This is a genomic window from Mesorhizobium album, assembly GCF_033977205.1.
Lineage (GTDB): Bacteria > Pseudomonadota > Alphaproteobacteria > Rhizobiales > Rhizobiaceae > Mesorhizobium > Mesorhizobium album.
The window spans coordinates 1-22779 of the sequence record NZ_JAVIIW010000015.1 but is presented as its reverse complement, the minus strand read 5'-3'; the positions used below and the strand labels follow the sequence as shown (position 1 = coordinate 22779).

Below are 22779 nucleotides of genomic sequence, written 5' to 3'. Positions count from 1 at the left end.
CGTTCAGGCACCTGCCTTCGCCAGCGCGTCTTGCGCCGAAAGGCCGTCATGGATGACCCCCCTAAAGGCGAGCGCCGCCTTCTCCGGATCGCCATGCCCCCAGAGATTGCGGCCCACCACGGCGCCGCGCGCGCCGGCCTGGATGGCGTCCGCCGTCTGCTGAAGCGCGCCGAGCAGCGTATCGGTCTTCGGACCGCCCGCGATCACAACCGGCACCGGGCAGGTCCGAACGGTCTCCCGGAACGACTCGAAATCGCCCGTGTAGCCTATCTTGATCACGTCGACGCCGGATTCGTAGCCGATGCGCGCCGCATAGGCGATTTCGTCAGGGGTGAAGACGATTTTCGCCCCGTCGGTGAAATCGCGGGGATAGATGTGGGCCACAACCGGCATGCCGTAGCGGGCGGCCGCATTCACCGATTCGGTCAGCCAGCGTATGTACTTGCCCTCGGTCGCGCCGCGCACCGGAATGGCCACGGCCAACGCATCGGCCCCCGCGCGCACCGCATCCTCGGGCGTTGCAATCAGCTCGCTGATTCGATCGTCCGGGGTGAAGCAGCCCGCCTGGATCACCAGAGAAGCTTTGCCCGCATATTGCGGCCACAGATGGCGCGCGGTGCCAGGCTGGATGCTGACGTAGTCGGGTTTGCCCACCATGACGCGCGCCAGCGCGCCCGGCAGGTCGGCAAGACCTCCTTTGCGCACGTCGCCATAGCCGACAAAGTGGTCGACCGCGCCGCCAAAAAGCTTCCCCGATGGATGCGAGAAGAGGCGCGCAAGGCGCACCTTGGTTCCTAGGCTCATGACTGCAAAATTCCCCAATCGTTTGATTTCGAAATACTGGACCCAGTGTTTGCGAAAGAAACGGGAAACGCAATCTTTCGAAAGCTTTCGAATTTGCATATTTTTGGTAAGATGAGCCGAGGCCAGGAGCGGTTGCTTGGCGCATGGAGGCAAGGGCAGGGCAATGTTGTCAGAGCAGAGACGCCAGTCGATCCTGGGTGAGCTGCAACGCAGCGGACAGGTTCGCACGAAGGACCTGTCAGACGATTTTGGCGTGTCGGAAGTCACGGTGCGCTCCGACCTCGAGATACTGGACCGCAAGGGACTGCTTACAAAGACCCGTGGAGGGGCGGTGACCCGGACCACCGATTCGACATCGGCCGCATTCGCCCGGCGGATGCAAACGAACCTCGATGCAAAGAAACGCATCGCCCGGGCGGCGGTAGATCTGTTTGAGGACAACCAATCGGTCATCTTAGACGGCGGTTCGACATTGATGCAGGTTGCCATGCAGTTACCGCCGCTCAGCAATGTTGTGGTCGCTGCCACAGCCATGAATATCGTGCAGCATCTGATGCACCGTCCCGGGCTCGACGTGCACATGATTGGTGGTCGGGTCTATCCCGAGACTGTGAGCACGCTGATCACCGATGCCGACTCCGCGCTCGGCGGGCTGGTAGCGCATCAGGTCTTTGTTGGAGCGCATGCGATCGACTCGTCGCTGGATGTGGTCGACGTGAACGAAGACGTGGCGCGAACGAAGCGAAACCTCGTTCGCATGGGCCGGCGCGTCGTCCTCCTCGCCGATTCGAGCAAATGGGGCGTCAGCGGGACCTCCAAGGCATTTTCGCTGTCGGGCGTCGATGTGGTGATCACCGACAATGGCCTTCCCGGTCCAATACGCAGCCAGCTTGAGAGGACCGGAGCCAAGGTGATCTATGCCTGAACCCGTCGCGGTCCCTGAGCGCGACGGAAAGATCCAATGTGCGAATGACCCACGGGCTTTGAGTCGGCGGTCGGCCGTTTTTTCATGTCAGTCATTTTCTCCTCCTCAAGGCTGGCGGCCTCCGATGCTGCGCCAGCGTTTCCATATGCTCTATAAAAATTTTACGCGCGTCAATAATTAAAATGCGCTATAGCGAGTCACGAAAATTGTCCGTCGCTGTTGCGGCGGGTTGTCTCGGGCGCTGTCGCATTGGGAGGTCGGAAGGAAAATGCAAGCAAAATCAGGTGCGAAGCTCGGTATCGGCATTGTCGGATGCGGTAACATCTCGATGACTTATCTGCGCAACGCGGCCCTTTTTGCCGGTGTGGAATTGCGCGCATGCGCCGATATTTCCACCGACATGGCGGCGCTGCGGGCGAAGGAATACGGCATCCGCGCCATCGGCGTCGACGCGCTGCTGGCTGATCCGGAGGTCGATCTCGTCCTCAACCTCACCGTGCCCTCGGCGCATTTCGACATCTCCTATTCGGCGCTTTCAGCAGGCAAGCACGTCTTCACGGAAAAGCCTCTCGCGACCTCGGCCAGCGACGGCCGCCGGCTGGTCGCCGAGGCGGCGAAGCGCGATCTGCTGCTGGGCTCGGCGCCCGACACCTTCCTTGGCGCTGCCGGGCGCCGGGCGCGCCGGCTGATGGATGAAGGCGCGATCGGCCGCGCCGTGACCGGCACCGCCTTCATGATGGGGCGCGGCATGGAGCACTGGCACCCGAACCCGCAATTCTACTATCAGCCCGGCGGCGGCCCGGTCTTCGACATGGGGCCCTATTACCTGACGATGCTCGTCAACTTGCTCGGCCCGGTCGCCAGCGTCATGGCGATGGCGTCCCGCGGCCAGGAGGAGCGCCTGATCACCGCCGAGGGCCCGTACAAGAACACCAGCTTCAGGGTCGGCACGCCGACCAACATCCTGTCGCTGCTCGAATTCCACTCCGGCGTCACCGTCACCTTCGGCGCATCGTGGGACGTCTTCAAGCATTCCAACCATCCGATCGAGTTGCACGGCACAGAGGGCTCACTCAGGCTGCCGGACCCCGACACTTTTGGTGGCACCGTCTCATTGTCGGCGCGTGGCGATGATTGGAAGGATTTCGAAAGCGAAGGCGAGCTCTACGGCGCGCGCAACTGGCCCTATGCCGCGCCCGACCGCGCCAACTACCGCATGCTCGGCGTCGCCGACCTGGCGCGGGCGCTGTCGCAAGGGCGGAGACCGCGTGCCTCCGGCGAGCTTGCGCTGCATGTGCTGGAGATCATGGAAGCAATCCTTGCCTCCGGCGAAAGCCGCAACTCCGTCGCCGTCGTTGGCACCGTCGACCAGCCGCCGCTGCTGGGCGAGGACGAGGCGGCGAGCCTGCTTTCCTCAGGTGCCGCGGTCGCCCGGCGGGAGTTCGCCCCAGCTTTCGGCGGAACTTAATTTAAGCCGACTGGCGCATCACCAGCGTCGCGTCGAGCTTGACCTTCGGAGCGACGGCAGCGCCGTCTTCGTCGAGGAGCGCCAGCAGCGTCTCGACGCTGCGTCCGGCCATCGCCGCGAAATCCTGCGCCATGGTGGTGAGCGCCGGGCAGGTGTAGCGGCTGAGCGGATGGTCATCATGCGCGGCCACACGCAGGTCGCAATCCGCCTTGCGGCCCACCTTCAGGCCTCTTGAAAAGGCCGCCGCCATCACGCCGAAGGCGAGACGGTCGTTGGCGCACAGGATGGTCTTGCCCGGCAGGCCGCCATTGGTGAGCATCTTGTCCGTTTGCTCGTAGCCGATCCGTTCGAACTCCCACGTGTAGTCCTCGACATTGCCGAACACGACCGGCTCCTGCCCGTGCCGGTTCATGGCGTCGATATAGCTCTCCACGCGCTCGGGCGAATTGTGGTTGACATGGGGGATGTCGAAATAGACCGGGGCCTCGCCCGAGCGGCAGAGATACTCGACGATGGTCGACATGCTCTGCACATTGTTATTGCCGACGAAGGGCGTGTCGCCTTCGAGATAGGTGTCGAAATACACGATCGGCATCGCCTGCGTCAGCTTCTCGATCGCCCGTGGGTCCGAGCGCCGGCCGAGCGGCGCGATGAGCGCGCCGGAGACCTTCAGCGACAGGATGGTCCGCGTCGCCTCGGCTTCCAGTTCGCTCGATCCATGCGAGGAAATGACGATCGGCCAATAGCCTTCGTCGCGCAGCCTGAGCTCGATGCGACTGACCATCTCCGAATAGAAGGGGTCCGTCACCGTTGGCACGACGATGCCGATGCTGCGTGTGCGCTTGCGGTTGAGATTGCGGGCAAAGAGATTGGGCTGATAGTCGGACGAGCGCAGCGCGTCCTCGATGCGCTTTCGCGTCGCTGGTTTGACGCTGGTAGGGTCGTCGAAATATTTCGACAGTGTCGGCCGGGAAACGCCGCAGGCGCGGGCGAAATCCTCCATTGTCTTGTGCGTCATCGGCATCCAACCCCTTGCGACAGGGACTCCTTGCTCCCATGCGCTGCCCCGGCGCTACATAGGGCGCGCCGGCGCGCGACCGCAAGTTGAAACTTTACAGGAAGCTTTGCAAGTTTCAACGCGTGGAAAGAAATTATCGCATACGTAAATTTATTAATTGACGTGAAAAAGCGCAGGTCATATTCAAATTTCAAGGATTGCGCCGTGCGCGGGCGAATGCCGGGAGGGACATGATGAAGAAGCTGGTCTCAGCCGGCGAGATCCTCGTCGAGATCATGGCCGAGCGGATCGGCCAGAGCTTCCTCGAGCCAGGGCCGCTGGTCGGGCCTTTCCCGTCCGGCGCGCCGGCGATCTTCATCGGCCAGGCGGCAGCGCTCGGCCAACCGGCGGGCCTCATCGGCGCCGTCGGCAAGGACGATTTCGGCCAGCTCAACATCGACCGGCTGCGCGCGCTCGGTGCCGACGTTTCGGCAATCGCGGTCCATGAAGGCCATGCCACCGGCACCGCCTTCGTCACCTATGGGGCCGATGCGTCCAGGCATTTCGTCTTCAACATCCGCAACAGTGCCGCCGGCCTTTTGGAAATGGACGATGCGGCCAGGCGGCTGCTCTCCGGCGCCGACCACGTCCATGTCATGGGCTCGTCGCTGTTTTCCGACCGTGCCACTGAAGTCGCGCTCGCCGCGATCGCGGCCGTGAAGGCGAGGGGCGGAACCGTGTCCTTCGACCCCAACATCCGCCGCGAGATCATGCAGGCTTCCGGCATGCGCCAGGCGCTCGACAACGTGCTTGCGCAGACGGATGTCTTCCTGCCCAGCGGCGACGAGCTGTTCCTGTTTTCCTCGGCCGGCGACGAGCGGGGCGCCGTCGACGAATTGCTGCACAGAGGCCTCTCCTGCATCGTGCTGAAGAAGGGCGCTGAAGGCGCCGCTTACTACGACCGCCAGGACACGCTCGCCATGCCCGGCTTTGCCGTCGAGGAAGTCGACCCGACCGGCGCCGGCGACTGCTTCGGCGCCGCTTTCGTTTCCTTCTGGCTGCGCGGTGCCGCACCTGGCGATGCGCTGCGCATCGCCAATGCCTGCGGCGCGCTCGCGGTCACCCGCAAGGGGCCGATGGAAGGCATTTATCGGCTGGCGGATGTCGAGGCTTTCATCGCACAGGCGGGGGCGCACGCATGACCGGCGCCACGACAAGGTTTGCAGGCATCGCCGCTCGCCGCGCGGCAGGCGGGAAGGGCGGGATCGTCTCGATCTGCTCGGCGCATCCGCTGGTGATCGAAGCGACGCTCCGCCATGGCGCAACACATGGCGCGGATGTGCTGATCGAGGCGACCTGCAACCAGGTCAATCACGAGGGCGGCTATACCGGCATGACGCCGGCCGCCTTTCGCAGTTTCGTCGAGACGCATGCGGTGAGAACGGGCTTTCCGCTCGACCGGCTGATCCTGGGCGGCGACCATCTGGGACCCAATCCATGGAAGCATCTGCCCGCCGCCGAGGCGATGAAGAAGGCGTCGGTGATGATCGACGCCTATGCCTCCGCCGGCTTCACCAAGCTGCATCTCGACACCAGCATGGCCTGCACCGACGATCCCGTGGCGCTCGCCGACGACACGATCGCCGCGCGAGCGGCTGATCTTGCGGCGGTCGCCGAGGCCGCGGTCGTGCGCGCCGGCGGGGAGAAACCCGTCTATATCATCGGCACCGAAGTGCCGGTGCCGGGCGGCGCGCTGGAAGCGCTCGACCATATGCATGTGACCGAGCCTGCCAATGCGCTCCGCACCGTCGAAGTGCACCGCCGGGCCTTCTCTCGCCTCGGCCTCGACGCCGCCTTTGCCCGCGCCGTCGGCGTCGTGGTTCAGCCCGGTGTAGAGTTCGGCAATGCCGACATCATCGCCTATGCGCCGCAGATGGCGACGAAGCTGGTGGCCTCGCTTGAGAGCATGCCGCAATTCGTCTTCGAGGCGCATTCGACCGATTACCAGCCGGCGGAAGCACTCGGCATGCTTGTGCGTGACGGCTTCGCCATCCTCAAGGTCGGCCCCTGGCTGACCTTCGCGCTGCGCGAGGCGCTCTACGGCCTGAGTCACATCGCCGACGAACTTACGCCCGATCCGTCGCGCGAAAGCCTGCCCGCCGCAATGGAGCGCGTCATGCTGGCCTCGCCCGGCAATTGGCAGAAATACTATTCCGGCACGCCCGACGAGCAGCGCCTGCAGCGGCATTTCTCCTTCAGCGACCGCATCCGCTACTATTGGCCGTCGCCCGACGCGCAGCATGCTGCCGAAGCGCTGCTGGCGGCGCTTGGCGATCGGAAGATTCCGCGCCCGCTGGTCAGCCAGTATATCGGCCATCTCGATGCGGAGGTCGGCGTCGGCCGGATCAGGCCGACCGCGCGTGAGCTTCTGATCGGCAGCGTCATGCGCGTCCTCGACATCTACCGCGGTGCCACCAACCCGTAAGCCCGGTCGGCCAGACCAGTTGCGTCAGGTCATTGCAAATTGGCGCTGTAAGATCTGGCAAAGCGCACCCTCCTTCGGGCTGATTTTTCCAAAAATCTTCTACGTGGCGATCCGTTTCCGCCCTTCAAATCGTCCTTGGAGGGTTCGAAACAGAAGGAGCATCGCAATGGCCCGGATGGTGGTTATCTACCCGACACCAAAGGACGTCGAGGCGTTTGACCGGCATTACTTCGAAATCCACGTGCCACTCGCCAAGAAGATTCCTGGTCTCAGGAAATACGAGGTCAGCGACGGCCCCATCGCAACACCGGTGGGAAGCTTCAATGTTCATCGGATCGGAACGCTATATTTCGACGACCTTGCGGCGATCGAAAAGGCGTTTGCGAGCCCGGAGGGACGAGCGGCCGGAGCGGATCGCCGACTTTTTGCGCCTGACGTTTCGGGCGTTCAGATGTTCCTTTTCGACAACCGGGAAGTTTGAACCCGCTTTGTTCGTCGCGGCGGGCAAGGGCCACACGGTCGAAGATTTTCATCGACATTTGTGTGCCGTCCCTGGCGGCATGGTGCGCGGAAACGTTGTAGGTCTCGAAACATGAACACGGATGAATTCGAGGATCGTCTGAAAGCGTTGCGGCCACGCCTTCATCGCTACTGCGCGCGCATGACCGGATCTGCGGTCAATGGCGAGGATGTATTGCAGGATACCCTCGTCAAGGCCCTTCACGCGCGAGCCCAAGGCTCGGAGGTGGATAACCTCGAGGCCTGGCTGTTTCGCATCGCCCATAACGCGAGTCTCGATTTCATGCGCGACAGGGCCCGCAATACGGTCGTTCCGCTGACCGAAGACGTCGAGGCGGCGGCTATCCCCGAGGCGGACATCGTCGCGATCGGCTTTCAGACATTTCTGCGGCTGCCTGAACTTCAGCGCTGCACGGTGATCCTCAAGGATGTTCTGGGCCATTCGGTCGACGAGATCGCAAGCATCGCCGAATGCACTCCGGCAGCCGCCAAGTCGGCGCTACAGCGCGGGCGCGCAGCGCTGCGCCGCCTAGCGCAGGCGCCCGAAGACACCAGGCTGCCGCTGATGTCCGACTCGGACCGGAGCAAGATCACCGCTTATGTCCAACTGTTTCGGAGCGGCGATTTCGACGCCATCCGCGCCATGCTCGCCGATGACGTGAAGCTCGATCTGGTGAACCGGCTGCAACTGGAAGGGCGCGACAAGATCGGCCTCTATTTCACGCGCTATGCGCAAGAGACGAAATGGCGCTTTGCTCTCGGCGCGGTTGAAGGGCAGCCAGCCATGCTGGTCTTTGACAGCACCGGCCCGATGGAAAAGCCTGCGCATTTTGTCCTGATCGACTGGTCGCAAAGCCGGATCATCGGGATCCGGGATTTCCTGTTCGCCCCTTATGTGCTCGAAGCCATAGATTGGGTGCGACTGGGCTGACCTAATACACAGGCGTCGCCATATGCTTGGGCGTTGGCCATTCCGCCGTGATGTCCGGCTGCACCGGCCGTTCGAGATAGGTCGACAGCACCACGTAGCTGCGCGTCGAGACCACGCCTGGCGTCTCGTAGAGCCGCGACAGCAGGCCTTCGAGCGCCCGCGTGTCTTCGGTGCGCACCTTGAGCAGCATGCAGCTGTCGCCGGCGACCGAATGGATCTCTTCCACCTCCGGACATTCTGAAATCGCCATCAGCTCCGGCGTCTTGCCCCAGCCTCTCGTGTCGATATGCACGAAAGCAAGCAGCGGCTTCTTCACCGCTTTCGGATCGATGATCGCCGAGGTGGCGCGGATGGCGCCGCTGCGCCTGAGCCGCTTCACCCGCTCATGCGCGGCCGGCGGTGACAGGCCGACGCGATCGCCGAGTTCGGCGTAGCTGATGGTCGCGTCGTCGACGAGAACGCCTAATATTTTTCGGTCGATCGGGTCGAGCTCGCGGGTCGGCTGCCTGTTCCGCTGAATGTCATCTGTTTCTGTGTCCATATGGAAATTCTCCATTGATGCTGAATTTAGTTCGGTCATTATGGAGATATGTCGAACAGTGATCAATCAGCAATTCTGACCGTGGCGTCGCGCGCGCCGATCCCGGCCGCGGCCTATCTGCTTACCGGCTGCATCGCCGTCATCGGCTCCAACTCGCTGGTCCTCGGGCCGATCGCACCCGCTGTCGCGGCATCGTTCGGGGCGAGCGTGCCGGCGGTGATGACCGCTGCCGCGGCCTTCGGCCTCGGCACTTCGGCAAGCGCGCTTTTCCTCGCGCGCTATATCGACCGGATCGGCGCCCGCCGCATGCTCCAAGGCGCATTGCTGCTGCTCGCGCTGGCGCTGGTGGCCAGCGCCTTGGCGCCGACGGTGGCGGCGCTGGTCGCGGCCCAGCTCGTCGCCGGCATCGCGGCGGGTGTGGCCATGCCGGCGATCTATGCCAGCTCGGCGGCGATCGCGCCGCCCGGACGCGAGAGCGGCACGATCGGCGTCGTGCTGACCGGCTGGACGCTGTCCATGGTCGCCGGCGTCTCGCTGTCGGCCGTGCTTGCCGATCTCATCCATTGGCGTGCCGTCTTCGCCGTTGTTGCGCTTCTCGCCGGAACCGCTGTCGCCGGCCTGACGATGAGCTCGCTGCGCGACGTCAGGAAAACCGGTCCGGCGCCGTCGCCGCTTGGCGCCTTGGCCGTGCCCGGCATCCTGCCGCTTTTGATCGCCTGCGGCGCGTTTATGACCGCCTTCTACGGCGTCTACGGCTATCTCGGCGACCATCTGCACAAGGATCTCGGCGAGCCCGTCAGCGCCAACGGCCTTGCGGCGATCGCCTATGGCCTCGGCTTCGGCGCGGCGGCACTGCTCGACGGCATCATCGACCGCCTCGGCGCGCGCCGCGTTATGCCCTTCGCCTATCTACTGGTCGCCGCCGTTTATGTCGCGATGGCTTCGGCTAGCAGCGGCTTCGGTCTGCTGATGGCGACGGTAGCCGTCTGGGGCCTTGCCAATCATTTCGGGCTGAACGTGCTGGTCATGCGCCTGACCGCGCTCGATCCCGCGCGGCGCGGCACCATCATGGGTCTGAACAGCGCGGTCACCTATCTCGCCGTCACGGTCGGCACCGCCGGTTTCGGTCCGCTCTACACAAGTCTCGGCTTCGCCAACTGCGCCCTCATCGCCGCCCTGCTGATGCTGGTGGCGGCATCGGCCGCGGCATGGCGATCGCCGCGCGGCGTGGCGCAAAGCCGGTAGGAAGCGCGTCGCTCACGAGAGCAGGAACGTGGCGTCGGCCACCGACATCACCCACGGGCAGGCATAGTAGTCCGCTATCGCATCAATCCTTCCTGCCTCAGCAGTGACCCGCACTGGATGCATCGGCGTCCAGCCGCCTTCGTGGCAAAGCAGGGCAAGGAGCACAACCTCGCCATCGATCTCGCCGATGGCGATCTTCCATGTCGTCGGAAGCTTGTCGTACTCGACAAAGTAGGGCGAGTCCGACAGCCGGCCCTTGAAACAATCGGCGACCTGAAGGCGAGCATCGGCACTCGTCAGAGCCCGAACGCCATCCCAATCACGCCGGTTGAAGAGTTCCACGTAGTGGTGCAGCAGCCGCAGAAGCTCGGGGTCGCTGTCCGGGCCGGAGCGAGATGCCCTTCGCGGCGGCAAGGTGGCCAGCTTCGCCCGACCGCGATTCAATGCCGACTTCACCCCGCCTACCGTCGAGCCGACGAACTCGGCGATCTCTTCCAGCGAATGGTCGAAGACATCCTTCAGGAGCACGCAAGCCCGTTCCTTCGGCGGCAGATGAACCACCAGCCGTTCGATCGCGCGGCTGGCGCCGCGCCCCGCGGGTTCGACCGGCAAGACGGTCTCGTCTTCCGCGAAGCCGGTCTCGACGCGCCGGCGCGTCGCCCTGCTGCGCAGGAAATCGATACAGCGGTTATGCGCGATGGTAAACAGCCAGGGCCGCAACGCAGCCGGGTCGGCAAGCGCATCGAGCTTGCGATAAGCCTCGAACAGCGCCTCTTGCATGATGTCCTCGCCATCCAGCGTCGAGCCTGTCATGCGCGTGCAGTAGCGATGGAGGCGCACGCGCAGATGCGCGACCGTCGTCAGGAATGCGGCATAGCGAATGTCGAAAAGCCCGCTTGGATCCGCCTTCGGCTGCATGATCGACTTCATGGTGCCAAGCTCATTTCAGCACCCGATAGGTCAGCGTTACAACGCCGCTTTCGAACCGCTTTGTGTTTACAAGCTCCAACCTGACCAGAGATGGGTCGACATTCTGGAACGCTCGCTTTCCATGGCCGACGCGGGTCGGCAGGATCGAGAGCTGATATTCATCGACGAGTTTGTTGGCGAGCAGGGTCTGGTCGAGCTGGGTGACGCCGTACTTCAATATGTCGCCGCCACCTTGCGCCTTGATTTCAGCGATACCCTCCACGACGTCGCCTTCAATCAGCGAAGCGTTCCAGCCGACCTCTTTCAGGGTTCGCGACGCGACCAGCTTCTTCAGCCCGTTCATGCGGTCCATATACTTGCCCTGAATCTGCGGCCATCGGCTGGAAAACAGCTCGTAGGTCACGCGACCAAGCAGGAAGTACTCCGCTTCGCCGGCCTTGGCATAGGAATGTTCGAGGGCATCTCCGATAAAGAAGGGCGATGCCCAGTTCATGGGCGCCTCGATAACGCCGTCGAGCGAAACGAAGCTGCTGACGATCAATTTCCTCACCACAAATTCTCCTGCTGCGTGGACGACGCCCCAAGGACGTTCGAGATGCGCTTCGGGATACGTGGTGCGGGAATTTTTTCCGGACCGTGGCTGGCTTGCCGACACCTTGGGTCCTTCGGTATGCCTTGGCGGAGTATCGGCCGGAGCGGAAGCGCGATGAAGACGAGCCTTGAGGTTACCGCTGAGCCCTTGCCGCAGGATCTTGCCCGTGTCGGCGAGGGCTTGACCGCTTTCAACGACAGCGATGTCGGCGCGTCAGGTCGGAAGACGCTTGCCGTCTTCGTGCGCGACGATGCCGGCGCCATCGTCGCCGGCATATCCGGTTACACCGCCTGGGGCTGGCTCTATGTGCAATGGCTCTGGGTCGATGAAAGGCTGCGGGGCCGGCGCATCGCCGCCGGCATGCTGGATGCCGCGGAGCGGGAAGCGCTGGCGCGCGGCTGCCAGGCGGCCTGGATCGACACTTTCAACCCAATCGCGGCCAAGGTCTATCAGCGCCAGGGATACCAGCCGTTCGGCACGCTCACCGATTTTCCGGTTGGCCGCAGCCGCATCTTCCTGCAGAAGAAGCTGTCTTCTTGATCAGCCTGCAAGCCTTCCGCCACGCATCGGCCGCGGCACGCCGGTCGTGCTCGGAAAGCTGATCGGCAGGCCGCGCAGCACGCGCACCGCGAGAAACGCGAAGCATTCCGCTTCCACCGCGTCGCCCTTCCAGCCGAGCGTTTCGGCTTGCACCACTTCGACGCCGGCGCGGCGGGCGAGCATCGCCATCATCGTCGGGTTGCGGCGGCCGCCGCCGCTGACCACGAGCCGCTTCGGCCGGCGCGGCAACAGGTCGAGCGCCTTGCCGACCGCCGAGACCGTGAAAGCCGTCAGCGTCGCCGCGCCGTCTTCCACGCCGAGCCCGTCGGCCATTGCCGCGGTGAAGTCGAAGCGGTCGAGCGATTTCGGGTAAGGCTTGGTGAGATAGGGGTGCTGAAGCAGGCGCTCGAGCCTTGCCTCGTCGACCGTGCCGGCGGCTGCCAGCTTGCCGTCGCGGTCCATCTCGCCAAGACCCTTCGCCTTGATGAAATCGTTGACCGGCGCGTTGGCCGGCCCGGTGTCGAAAGCGACGATTACGTCCTTGCCGTCCCACCAGGTGATGTTGCCGACGCCGCCGAGATTGAGCACGGCGGTGTCGCCGCTGGCGTCGGCCTCCCTGAGCAGCGCCGCATGGTAGGCGGCGGCCAAAGGCGCGCCTTGCCCGCCGGCCGCCACGTCGGCCGAGCGAAAGTCATAGGCGACCTTGGTGCCGAGCAGCGCTGCCATCAACTCGCCGTCGCCGAGCTGGCGCGTCCGGCCGATCCGTCCCGGCTGCGGGGCGCGGTGTAGCACGGTCTGGCCGTGAAAGCCGACGACGCCGATATCGGCGATGGTCATCCCCTGGCTTTCGACCAGATCCCTGACCGCGGCCGACTGCGCGCGCGTCAGCGCTTCCTCGGCCTCGCGGAAGATTGCGGGTTCCGGTCCTTCGAAATTCCAGGCGCGCGCCTGGCCCAGCGTCTCTTCGAGCAAGGTGCGGATCGATTGCGGGTAGGGCGCAAGCGTATAGGTGCCGAAGTCGGCGATGCGCTCGCCGTCGGTCTTGATCAGCGCCACGTCAATGTTGCCGTCAAGCACCGTGCCGGTCATCAGGCCGACGGCCCAGATTGGTTCCATGGTCGCTCCTCGAATCGCCGTTGGACCACGTGTCGGACGGATCGCTGCGACAGGCAAGCCCTGGCGGCAGCCAGCGAGCCCTCGCAGGCTGGTGGCTTTTTGCGTCGAATGGTGAAATCGAGCAACGCCGTCCTTGCCTCTTGCCGCGGAAGGCGCGAGCTTGTGCGACCACCGCCGAACGTCGAAGAACACATAAGCAAGGATGAACGACATGGCAGTCAATGTCGCTGTGATCGCAGGCGCAGGGCAGGGCCTCAGCGCTTCGCTGGCGCGGCTCCTCGGCAAGGAAGGTTTTCAAGTCGTCCTCGCCGCCCGCAATGTCGACAAGCTCGCTGCGCTGGTCCAGGAGACCGGCGCGCAAGCGGTGGAGACGGATGTGTCGGATGCAGCCTCCGTCGCCCGGCTGTTCGAGGCGGCCGACAAGGCCGGTTCGCTCGAAATTGCCGTCTTCAACGCCAGCGGCCGAACGCGCGGCCCGATTGCCGAGCTCGACCCCGAGGCGGTCAAGCAGGCGCTGCTCGTGGGCGCCTATGGCGGCTTCCTCGTCGGCCAGCAGGCTGCGCGCCGGCTTCTTGCGCGCGGCTCCGGCTCGATCCTGTTCACCGGCGCGACGGCAAGCCTCAAGGGCTTCTCCGGCTCGGCCGGCTTCGCCATGCCAAAATTCGGGCTCCGCGGGCTAGCGCAATCGATGGCGCGCGAGCTCGCGCCGAAGAATATCCATGTCGCGCATTTCATCATCGACGGCCAGATCGAGCCGCCCGGACAGGCCGCCGAGCCCGACCGGCCGGACCGCCGCCTCTCGCCCGATGCGATCGCCGAAACCTATCTCGCGGTCCATCGCCAGCATCGCAGCGCCTGGAGCTTCGAAGTCGAGCTCAGGCCATGGGTCGAGACGTTCTGACAATCCACGCTGATTCCGCAGCGGATAGTTAAGCGTTTCTTGCGCTGCCCGATATATTAGCGACCGCACATGTTTAATGAAGCCACGTTGTTCTATGTACTAGTAATATTTAAAGGTTTAAAAGGCACGTTTGTTTAACTTCGCTCGTGCATACTGTGAGTTGGTCAGGTTTGTTTGTCCGGCTCTTCCGCACGAATTGAGAATGCGCATGTCGCTCACACGTCGCACGCTGCTTACGGCCGGAAGCGTCGGGCTGGTGGTCGCGCAAGCACAAGCGGAGACCGCTCAGGCTGAGAACGCCCCAACTCCCGTCGCGAGCGACAACAAGCTGCGCATCGCCATGCCGGCCTTCGCGTCCGATCCGTTCTTCCCGGCCGATGGGGCGGGGGACAAGGGCATAGATATGGATCTGGCCCGCGGCATCGCCGCGGAGCTTGGCGTCGAGCCGGTGTTCGACCGATCCGCCGTGACCTTCGACGGTATGGTCAAACAGCTGATGTCCGGCCAGGCGGACATAGCGATCGGCAAGCTCAGCCGCACCCTTCGACGCGGTCGCTCGATCCTCTATTCCCGGCCCTATGCGATGCTGCATCAGGGACTGCTTGCCAACCGCCTCAACCTGGCACGTATCGCGCAAGGCAAGCCGCCGGAACAGATTATCCGCGATTTCTCCGGCGATCTCGGCGTGATCGAGGGCTCATCATTCGCCACCTATGCCGCCACGACCTTCCCGCACGCGCAGCTCCACCGTTTCGCAGGATGGGACATGGTCGTCGATGCGATCCGCAGCGGCACGATCGACATGGCCTATCGCGACGATTTCGAAATCAAGAAGCTGATGGTCGACGATCCGTCGATGACGGTCGTGGCGCGCTCGATCACGCTGACCGACAAGGTCGACACGATCGCCATCGGGGTGCGGCCAGACAATCCGCATCTCGCGGCCTTTGTCGACCTTTATCTCGATCTCGCGCGGGGTCAGCAGGTCCTCAACACCGACGAGATCATCGCTCGCTATCGCCTGGGGAGCAAAGCCTGACAATGACCGTCGCCGACGTGGCCGAACCCCTGCCTTTCGATTGGCGCCTGGCAGCGAGGCGCATATTGCGCTCGCCGGCGACGACGCTGGCGATGATCGCGGCGGGGATTCTTTGCGGCCTCTACTATCCAGGCTTTTCCCATGCCATCAGCCCGGTCGCGCAGGTCTATTTGAATTTCCTCAAGATGGTTGTCCTGCCCTACCTGGTCTCGTCAGTCATTTTCTCCATCACGGCCATGGTCCAGGATCCGAAATCGGTCCGTTACCTCGGCAAGGTGGGCATGGCCGTGCTGGTCGTGTCCTTCCTCGCCGTGCTGGTGAGCGGCACATATTCGCTCATCCTCCAGCCGGGCCAGATCGAGAACCCGCAGTCGCGCATCGAGCTCGGCGAGTTCATCAATTCCCAGGGCAGCGTGTCCACCGATCTCGCATTCCCGTTCCAGCCGCCGCCGGTCAATGATGGCGCAAAGGGCGAGCATTCGATCCTGCTCGACCTGGTGCCGAACAACGTCTTCAATGCGCTGGCCTCCGGCCAGACCATTCAGGTCCTGCTGTTCTGCCTGCTCTTCGGGCTCGCGATGGGGAAGATTCCTCAGCCCTCGTCCATGAGCCTGTCCCAAGCGCTCAACGCCATCTACCGCGCCTGCACGGTGCTCACCAACTGGTTCGTCTGGGGATTGCCCTTTGCAACCTTCATCCTGATCGCGGACCAGACCGCCTCGACCGGAACCAGGCCGCTCACCTTGATGGGCGGCTACCTGCTGGTGATGGGGCTTTCCTGCCTTACATTCCTCGCCGGCGCATTCGCCATTATCGCCATCCGGTCGCGACGCAGCTACTGGTCCACGATCAAGACCCTTCAGCCCCTTCTCATGGTGGCGATCACCACACGCTCCACGGTCGCCTCGCTTCCGTGGGTCATCAACCTGCTGAGCGAGCGGCTCAGATTCAATCTGGTGGTGGTCGAGCTGCTCGTGCCGCTGCAGGCCGCATTGCTGCGCACCGGCCCGGCGCTGGTCTACACCTCGGGCGCCCTGTTCATCGCTCAGCTCTACGGCCACCCGCTTGAAGTCCCGGATCTGCTGCTCGTCGGCATCGTCTCGGCGCTTCTCGCGCTCACCACCGGCGGCATGGGCAGCCTGCTGATCCTGTCGCAAATGTCCATCGTGTGCGGCTACCTGAAGCTTCCCTTCGAGGCGGCCTTCGCGCTGTTCGTTGCGGTCGATGCGGCCGTGGACACGTTCATGACGCTGTCCAGCGTCAGCACCGTCGCGGCGAGCACGGCAATGATCGCGCCGAGCCACAGGGAGGCGGCGCAGCCAGTCGAAACCGTCGCGGGAGTGCCCGAAGCCGAGCCCGCCCGATGATCGACGACAGCATCCGTCCTGAGCTCGGCATCATCGGCGGTCTCGGGCCGCTTGCGTCGGCCGACTTCTACGTCAAGCTGACCCGGATGACCGAGGCACTTCGCGACAACGAACATGTGCCGGCCGTCATCCTCAGCGTGCCGCAACTGCCCGACAGGACGGAAGCGATCCTCGCCGGCCATGACGGGCCGCTGGCGCCCCTGCAAGCCGCGGTCTCGACGCTCAATGCACTCGGCGTCGCCTGCATTGCGATGCCGTGCAACACCGCCCATCATTGGTACGACCAACTGGCGGCGAACTCGCGCGCGGAGATCATCCACATTGGCGACGCGGTGGTGGCGGAGATCCGTCGCAGCCTGAACCGGGGCCGGGTCGCGAACCTCGCAACCCGCGGCACGCTCGTCTCCGGCTTCTACCAGGAGAGGATATCGGCGGCCGGATTCGAGCACTGCATTCCCGAAAACACCGAGTTCCAGGAGCGGGTCGATAACGCGATCGCCCTCGTAAAGGCAGGTTCGATCGCCGAAGCGGCGACCGAAACCGAGCGCGCGCTTCACCTCGCGCAATTGGCCGGCGCCGATGCCGCACTGCTCGGCTGCACCGAACTGTCGGTGGTGGCGGCCAGCCTCAACGACACGAATGGATTGATCGTCATCGACAGCAATGCGGCCCTGGCGCGAGCCTGCCTGACACGACTGGGCTATGGTATTCAGGAAGCGCGAGGCCTGCCGGCCGTGTCGCGTCTGCCGGGACAGGATCGGTTGCCCTGGCAGCGGGCTTCGTAGCACTTCGATCTTTCGCCAGGTCGGGAATTTGCTCGCCGGTGGCCGGCATTCTCCAAGTCATTAAAACTTTGAGAGAATATTTTCCGCATTCCGCCTGAGAGGAAAAGCGCTTCGTTGTCCGGCTGGGCAGCATTGGTGATGCTGATATCAAGGCTTCGCATTTCGCTAGGCCCGAAATGATTTCAGGATCGCAAGGAACGCATCATGTCCGAACGCGGCAACGCTTCAAATCCTCTCGCAACGTCATTCACCAGGCGCGCCGGACTTGGCGTGCTTCTCGCCGCGACATTCACCGTCGTCGGGCTCACCGCACCGTCGCCTTCCTTCGCCGAGGACAAGAAGGCGGTCAAGGTCGGCATCATCAGCGGCGAGGACGAGGATGTCTGGCGCGTCGTCACCGCCGAGGCGGCCAAGAAGGGGCTGACGATCGAGACTGTCGTCTTCAACGACTACACGCAGCCCAACGAAGCGCTGGAGCGCGGCGAGATCGACGCCAACGCCTTCCAGCACAAACCCTATCTCGACAACCAGATCAAGACGCAAGGCTATCACATCGTGCCGGTCGGCTATACCGGCGTCTGGCCGATCGGCCTCTATTCGAAGAAGCACGCCAAGGTCGCCGACCTGCCGGAGGGCGCTGTCATCGGCCTGCCGAACGATCCCTCCAATGAGGGCCGCGCGCTGCATGTCCTGGAGCATGAGGGCCTGATCAAGCTGAAGGACGGCACCGGCATTCTGGCCACGACCGCCGACATCGCCGCGAATCCGAAGAAGCTCGAGATCAAGGAGCTCGACGCCGGCATTGTCGGCCGTTCGGTCGACGATCTCGACGCCGCCGTGGTCAACACCGACTGGGCGCTGAAGAGCGGCCTCGGTCCGGACAACCGCATCGCGCAGGAGCCGGTGGCCGACAATCCCTACCGCAACTTCATCGCGGTGAAGGCCGGCAGCGAGAACGAACCTTGGGTGAAGACCCTGGTCGCCTCCTACCAGAACGAGACGGTCAAGGCCGAGTTCGACAAGGTCTACAAGGGCACCGGGATCAGCGCCTATTGATCGGGGTCTAGCTGACAGGAACGGGCGGTCCGCTGTCGAGCGGGCCGCCGTCGCGTTTGCGCAGCGCTGAAACGGACACAGAGATGAACCAGCACGTAGCGGCGAAAGTCGCCGATCCGCTCCACATCCGCCCCGCGGCACCGGAAGATGTCGTCCGCCTTATAGACCTCAAGCGCAGCTTCGCCGCGACGGCGGCACTCGACGGCATTTCGCTGACCGTGCAGAAGGGCGAGATCCTCGGCCTCATCGGCCGCAGCGGCGCCGGCAAGTCGACGCTTATCCGCTGCCTGAACGGCCTGGAGCGGCCGGATTCTGGCGAGGTCTTCATCGAGGGTCGCGAGATCAGCCGGCTCGGCGAGCGCGAATTGCAGCCGCTGCGCCGCCGCATCGGCATGGTCTTCCAGCACTTCAACCTTCTGTCGGCAAAGACCGTCGAGGAGAACGTCGCGTTGCCGCTCAAGATCGAAGGGCGACCGCGCGCCGAGCGTCTCGCACGTGCGGCCGAATTGCTGCAGCTGGTTGGGTTGTCGGAGAAGGCGAAAGCCTATCCAGCCTCTCTCTCAGGCGGACAGAAGCAGCGCGTCGGCATTGCCAGGGCGCTAGCCGCGCGACCGGCTCTCCTCTTGTCCGACGAGGCGACCTCGGCGCTCGATCCGGAGACGACGCGCTCGATCCTCGCCCTGCTGAAAGACATCAATTCCAGGCTCGGCCTCACCATTCTGCTCATCACCCATGAGATGGAGGTGATCCGCTCGATCGCCGACCGTGTCGCGGTGATCGATGCCGGCCGAATCGTCGAGGAGGGCGCCGTCTGGCAGGTCTTCGCCAATCCGAAATCCGACATCACGCGCAGCCTCCTCGGCGCCATCCGGGCGCAACTGCCGCCCGAGATCGCCAGCCGGCTGGTCCCGGGCGAAGGCGCTGAAACAATCCTCAGGATCGATGTAGCCGGCGAGGCGGCGCGTGGCGCATTGCTTTCCGATCTCGTCGCCGCAGTGCCTGGTCGGTTCCGCCTCGTGCATGGCGGCGTCGACCATGTTCAGCAGCAGCCCGTCGGCACGCTGTTCGTGGCTGTGCCCGGAGCCAACTCCGCGCATCTTGCGCGGGTAACCGCATTCCTGAAAGACCGCGGCGCGCGGGTGGAGGTGCTTGGCCATGTCGCCGGTGCTGTTTGAACTCTTGATCCGATCGATCTGGGAGACGATCCTGATGACCGGCGCTTCCGGTCTCATCTCGCTGGTTTTCGGCCTGCCGCTGGGTCTCGCGCTGGTCGCCACCGATCGCGGCGGCATCGCCGAGAACCTCTGGGTCAATCGTATCGTGGGAGCTATCATCAACGGCTTCCGCTCGGTTCCCTTCATCATCCTGCTGGTGGCATTGATCCCGGTGACGCGGCTGATCGTCGGCACCTCGATCGGCACCTGGGCGGCGATCGTTCCGCTGTCGATCGCGGCAACGCCTTACTACGCCCGCATCGCCGAAGTGTCGCTGCGCGAGGTGGACACGGGCCTGATCGAGGCGGCGCGCGCCATGGGCGGCAACCGCTGGACGATCATCCGCGAGGTGCTGGTGCCCGAAGCGCTGCCGGGCATCGTCGCCGGCTTCACGGTGACGCTGGTGACCTTGGTCGGGGCCTCGGCCATGGCGGGCGCCATCGGCGCCGGCGGGTTGGGCGATCTCGCCATTCGTTATGGTTACCAGCGCTTCGAGACCAGCGTCATGATTGCGGTCGTCATCGTGCTGATCGTCCTGGTCTGCGGCATCCAATGGATCGGTGACCGGCTGGTCGCGCGACTGGACCATCGCGGATAAGCGACGCGCGGCAAGCGATGGTCGCATCGAACGCAATTTGCCGCAAAAGGGGGGAATTGAGCGCCGGCTTGCTCCCTTTGCAATGAGATTGGTCGGCGCGTTTCTTCACCTGCAATGACGCGCATGTCATCGTGCGGTGGGGTCGCATGTTGCCGCACGAGGAGCCTGTCCATGGCCAGAATAATCCCGGTGCTTGATCTCGATCGCCTCGAACAGGGCGAGTCGGAACTGCGTACCTTTCTCTTTGATCTGCGCACCGCCGCTCGCGACGTCGGCTTCTTCTACCTCAGCGGCCACGGCATAACGCAGCCGGAGATCGATGCGGTGCTCAATGTCGCGCGGAGCTTCTTTGCCTTGCCGGAAGCCGACAAGCTCGCCATCGAGATGGTGAAGTCACCGCAGTTCCGCGGCTACACGCGCGCCGGGGGCGAGCTGACCAGAGGCAAGGCGGACTGGCGCGAGCAGCTCGACATCGGCGTCGAGCGCGCGACTATTCGACAGGGACAAGGCGTGCCGGCCTGGACCCGACTGCAGGGACCCAACCAGTGGCCGGCGACACTGCCCGAGCTGAAGCCGGCGCTGCTTGCCTGGCAGGCTAAGGCCACGGAGGTCGCGATCCGGCTGCTCAAGGCCTTCGCGCTGTCGCTCGACCAGCCGGAGGATGCTTTCGATCCGATCTATCGCGGCGAGCCCAATCATCGCATGAAGATCGTGCGCTATCCCGGGCGCGACGCCACCGGCGACGACCAGGGCGTCGGCGCGCACAAGGATGGCGGTTTTCTCACCCTTCTGCTGCAGGACGAGAACAAGGGGCTGCAGGTCGAATATGACGGCAGCTGGGTCGATGTGGACCCGATCCCGCGGACGCTGGTGGTCAATATCGGCGAGCTGCTCGAACTGGCTTCGAACGGATATCTGAGAGCAACCGTGCACCGTGTCGTCACACCGCCGGCCGGCGTCGAGCGGATCTCGGTCCCGTTCTTCTTCAGCGCCCGGCTCGATGCAACGATCCCGCTGCTCGACCTGCCGGAGGAGCTGGCGGCCGAAGCGCGCGGCCCCGCCAGCGATCCCGACAATCCGCTCTTTCGCAATGTCGGCACCAATGTGCTGAAGAGCCGGCTGAGATCCCATCCTGACGTGGCGCGGCAGCACTATGCCGACCTTTTGGAAAAGGCGGCGGCGGTTGGCTGAGCTTTGCCGCTGCCTTGCGCGATATTTTTTCGCGTTTCGGCCCGTTTTTGGAATTCAGTTCGTCGCAAACCGACCGGACAAAGCCCAAATAACCGCTGTCGTCCGGTGTTTTCCTCCCATTGCGCCGGGCGATGTTCCCCTCTGAAGGTTATGACCTTCATTTTTTGGCCGGGCCGCTTTTAGCGCCCGGCCTTTTTCTTGTGTGCCGAGCATGAGTGACAGCTCGGAGGTGTAAGTCCTCTACCCAGCCTGATGACGGCGAAGGGTTAGCAAAGCGCAAGGGCGTCGCCGCGAGGTGAGGTCTGAAGGAAGCGTGGAGCAAAGCCGCGACCCGATGGACAAGAACCGGATATGAGGCCTACCCGGCCGGACGAGCAGGCAAGTGACTGCGAAGTCCATGGTCATCAAAGGCCGGGGTGGTAAATCCGGCGGGTGTGCGGGGAAGGCGGTCGCTCTTACCTCGGGAGATCTGTGTCGTGTCCGGCATTCCGGACTGGGCCCGCCGTGAGGCGCGCTGATCGCGGCGCAGAAGTCAGCAGAGGGCATAATAGTCTCCAGAATCTACTGGGAGATGAAGGCCCGAACGGTTGGAAGGACGAGTAGGACGGAGCTCTCGCATTGACTATGCGGCGGAAAATCCAGCTTGAGCTGGCCTTTCCCGAGACGGGAGCGGGTGAAGCCCGCAACCGCTCTGGGATAGGGACCGAAGCTAGTGCGGCGAACGCTGTTGCCGAAAGCCCGGCGGCCATGGCCGGACCGTGCATGGAAGCGATTGTCGAGCGCGACAATCTGAGGAAGGCGCTGGCGCAGGTCCGGCGCAACAAGGGAGCGCCGGGGGCCGACGGCATGAGTGTCGACGCTTTGGCGCTGCACCTGAAGGACCACTGGCCCGAACTTCGTGCCCAACTGCTCGAAGGCTCCTACAAGCCGCAACCGGTGCGGCGTGTCGAAATCCCGAAGGCGACCGGCGGCACCCGTCCGCTCGGCATCCCGACGGTGCTCGACCGCTTCATCCAGCAGGCGGCAATGCAGGTGCTGCAGGAGGCATGGGACAAGGGGTTCAGCGCATCGAGCTACGGGTTCAGGCCCGCCCGCTCGGCACATCAGGCGGTTGCGGCGGCGCAAGCGTTCATCGCGTCGGGCCATCGCATTGTGGTGGACATCGACCTGGAGAAGTTCTTCGACCGGGTCAACCATGACATCCTGATGGGGCTGGTGGCCAAACGGGTGTCCGATCCGCGCATTCTTCGTCTCATCCGAGGTTTCCTGACCGCGGGTGTGCTCGAAGGCGGGCTGGTCGGCCCAATCGACGAGGGAACACCGCAGGGCGGCCCGCTCTCGCCGCTGCTGTCAAATCTGATGCTGGACGAACTCGACAAGGAACTGGAGCGACGCAACCACCGCTTCGTGCGCTACGCCGATGACTGTGTGCCACGAACGCGCTGACAGCGATGGAGGTGCGGAACTGCACAAGAGATGAGGGCAGGTCCCTCGAAGCCGGCCGTCAGGGGCAGGCTTCAAACCACCGCAAGCTG

The 22779-nt window shown here is 64.0% G+C and carries 23 protein-coding genes; 17 read left to right on the top strand and 6 right to left on the bottom strand.

Going from position 1 to position 22779, the window contains the following annotated elements; translation table 11 throughout:
- Positions 1–3 precede the first annotated feature (3 nt).
- Complete coding sequence (locus RFN28_RS14520; protein ID WP_320288118.1) at positions 4–804, bottom strand: beta/alpha barrel domain-containing protein; 801 nt, start codon at positions 802–804, stop codon at positions 4–6.
- A 163-nt stretch (positions 805–967) separates the two neighbouring features.
- Here RFN28_RS14520 and RFN28_RS14515 point away from each other — a divergent pair, with 163 nt between their 5' ends.
- Entirely contained in the window at positions 968–1729 is a 762-nt protein-coding gene (locus RFN28_RS14515; protein WP_320288117.1) for a DeoR/GlpR family DNA-binding transcription regulator, read from the top strand.
- Between the two features lie 268 nt (positions 1730–1997).
- Positions 1998–3197 carry a Gfo/Idh/MocA family protein gene (locus tag RFN28_RS14510; protein WP_320288022.1) on the top strand — a complete coding sequence of 400 codons (1200 nt, stop codon included), beginning with the start codon at positions 1998–2000 and terminating at the stop codon, positions 3195–3197.
- 1 nt (position 3198) lies between these two features.
- On the opposite strand, the gene RFN28_RS14505 is transcribed toward RFN28_RS14510, so the two are convergent.
- A complete protein-coding gene (locus tag RFN28_RS14505) occupies positions 3199–4221 on the bottom strand; it encodes a LacI family DNA-binding transcriptional regulator (RefSeq protein ID WP_320288021.1) in 1023 nt (340 codons plus the stop codon).
- A gap of 227 nt (positions 4222–4448) precedes the next feature.
- Between RFN28_RS14505 and RFN28_RS14500 the strand changes: the two genes are divergently transcribed.
- From RFN28_RS14500 to RFN28_RS14485, 4 genes are all read left to right on the top strand, one after another.
- Positions 4449–5396: a sugar kinase gene (locus tag RFN28_RS14500; protein ID WP_320288020.1), complete on the top strand. Its 948-nt coding sequence runs from the start codon at positions 4449–4451 to the stop codon at positions 5394–5396.
- Entirely contained in the window at positions 5393–6679 is a 1287-nt protein-coding gene (locus tag RFN28_RS14495; protein WP_320288019.1) for a D-tagatose-bisphosphate aldolase, class II, non-catalytic subunit, read from the top strand. Before RFN28_RS14500 ends, RFN28_RS14495 begins: the two co-directional genes overlap by 4 nt.
- A 166-nt stretch (positions 6680–6845) precedes the next feature.
- Positions 6846–7160: an EthD family reductase gene (locus RFN28_RS14490; RefSeq protein ID WP_320288018.1), complete on the top strand. Its 315-nt coding sequence runs from the start codon at positions 6846–6848 to the stop codon at positions 7158–7160.
- Positions 7161–7220: 60 nt separating this feature from the next.
- Complete coding sequence (locus RFN28_RS14485) at positions 7221–8129, top strand: sigma-70 family RNA polymerase sigma factor (RefSeq protein WP_320288017.1); 909 nt, start codon at positions 7221–7223, stop codon at positions 8127–8129.
- Between the two features lies 1 nt (position 8130).
- On the opposite strand, the gene RFN28_RS14480 is transcribed toward RFN28_RS14485, so the two are convergent.
- Entirely contained in the window at positions 8131–8670 is a 540-nt protein-coding gene (locus RFN28_RS14480; protein WP_320288016.1) for an Lrp/AsnC family transcriptional regulator, read from the bottom strand.
- A gap of 48 nt (positions 8671–8718) precedes the next feature.
- On the opposite strand from RFN28_RS14480, the gene RFN28_RS14475 reads away from it, so the two are divergent.
- A complete protein-coding gene (locus tag RFN28_RS14475; RefSeq protein ID WP_320288015.1) occupies positions 8719–9915 on the top strand; it encodes an MFS transporter in 1197 nt (398 codons plus the stop codon).
- A 12-nt stretch (positions 9916–9927) separates the two neighbouring features.
- Here the strand turns inward: RFN28_RS14475 and RFN28_RS14470 are convergent, their stop codons facing one another.
- Positions 9928–10845, bottom strand: a complete 918-nt coding sequence (locus RFN28_RS14470) for a sigma-70 family RNA polymerase sigma factor (protein WP_320288014.1) — start codon at positions 10843–10845, stop codon at positions 9928–9930.
- Between the two features lie 10 nt (positions 10846–10855).
- On the bottom strand, positions 10856–11500 hold the full coding sequence (locus RFN28_RS14465; protein ID WP_320288013.1) for a dihydrofolate reductase family protein: 645 nt from the start codon (positions 11498–11500) through the stop codon (positions 10856–10858).
- A gap of 51 nt (positions 11501–11551) precedes the next feature.
- Between RFN28_RS14465 and RFN28_RS14460 the strand changes: the two genes are divergently transcribed.
- Positions 11552–11977 carry a GNAT family N-acetyltransferase gene (locus RFN28_RS14460; RefSeq protein ID WP_320288012.1) on the top strand — a complete coding sequence of 142 codons (426 nt, stop codon included), beginning with the start codon at positions 11552–11554 and terminating at the stop codon, positions 11975–11977.
- On the opposite strand, the gene RFN28_RS14455 is transcribed toward RFN28_RS14460, so the two are convergent.
- The gene (locus RFN28_RS14455) at positions 11978–13093 is read right to left on the bottom strand and encodes an anhydro-N-acetylmuramic acid kinase (protein ID WP_320288011.1); all 1116 of its coding nucleotides are present in this window, start codon (positions 13091–13093) and stop codon (positions 11978–11980) included. It lies immediately after the preceding gene.
- A 211-nt stretch (positions 13094–13304) separates the two neighbouring features.
- Here RFN28_RS14455 and RFN28_RS14450 point away from each other — a divergent pair, with 211 nt between their 5' ends.
- From RFN28_RS14450 to ltrA, 9 genes are all read left to right on the top strand, one after another.
- Positions 13305–13994 carry an SDR family NAD(P)-dependent oxidoreductase gene (locus tag RFN28_RS14450; RefSeq protein WP_320288010.1) on the top strand — a complete coding sequence of 230 codons (690 nt, stop codon included), beginning with the start codon at positions 13305–13307 and terminating at the stop codon, positions 13992–13994.
- A 208-nt stretch (positions 13995–14202) separates the two neighbouring features.
- The gene (locus RFN28_RS14445) at positions 14203–15033 is read left to right on the top strand and encodes a substrate-binding periplasmic protein (RefSeq protein WP_320288009.1); all 831 of its coding nucleotides are present in this window, start codon (positions 14203–14205) and stop codon (positions 15031–15033) included.
- Between the two features lie 2 nt (positions 15034–15035).
- Positions 15036–16400, top strand: a complete 1365-nt coding sequence (locus RFN28_RS14440) for a dicarboxylate/amino acid:cation symporter (RefSeq protein ID WP_320288008.1) — start codon at positions 15036–15038, stop codon at positions 16398–16400.
- Positions 16397–17185, top strand: a complete 789-nt coding sequence (gene cuyB, locus RFN28_RS14435) for a cysteate racemase (protein ID WP_320288007.1) — start codon at positions 16397–16399, stop codon at positions 17183–17185. The genes RFN28_RS14440 and cuyB overlap by 4 nt, the downstream gene beginning before the upstream one ends.
- A 204-nt stretch (positions 17186–17389) precedes the next feature.
- Positions 17390–18241 carry a MetQ/NlpA family lipoprotein gene (locus tag RFN28_RS14430; protein ID WP_320288006.1) on the top strand — a complete coding sequence of 284 codons (852 nt, stop codon included), beginning with the start codon at positions 17390–17392 and terminating at the stop codon, positions 18239–18241.
- A gap of 83 nt (positions 18242–18324) precedes the next feature.
- On the top strand, positions 18325–19416 hold the full coding sequence (locus RFN28_RS14425; protein WP_320288005.1) for a methionine ABC transporter ATP-binding protein: 1092 nt from the start codon (positions 18325–18327) through the stop codon (positions 19414–19416).
- Positions 19397–20053 carry a methionine ABC transporter permease gene (locus RFN28_RS14420; protein ID WP_320288004.1) on the top strand — a complete coding sequence of 219 codons (657 nt, stop codon included), beginning with the start codon at positions 19397–19399 and terminating at the stop codon, positions 20051–20053. The genes RFN28_RS14425 and RFN28_RS14420 overlap by 20 nt, the downstream gene beginning before the upstream one ends.
- 171 nt (positions 20054–20224) lie before the next feature.
- On the top strand, positions 20225–21244 hold the full coding sequence (locus RFN28_RS14415; RefSeq protein ID WP_320288003.1) for an isopenicillin N synthase family dioxygenase: 1020 nt from the start codon (positions 20225–20227) through the stop codon (positions 21242–21244).
- A gap of 762 nt (positions 21245–22006) precedes the next feature.
- On the top strand, positions 22007–22690 hold the full coding sequence (gene ltrA, locus RFN28_RS14410) for a group II intron reverse transcriptase/maturase (RefSeq protein ID WP_430678034.1): 684 nt from the start codon (positions 22007–22009) through the stop codon (positions 22688–22690).
- Positions 22691–22779: the final 89 nt, after the last annotated feature.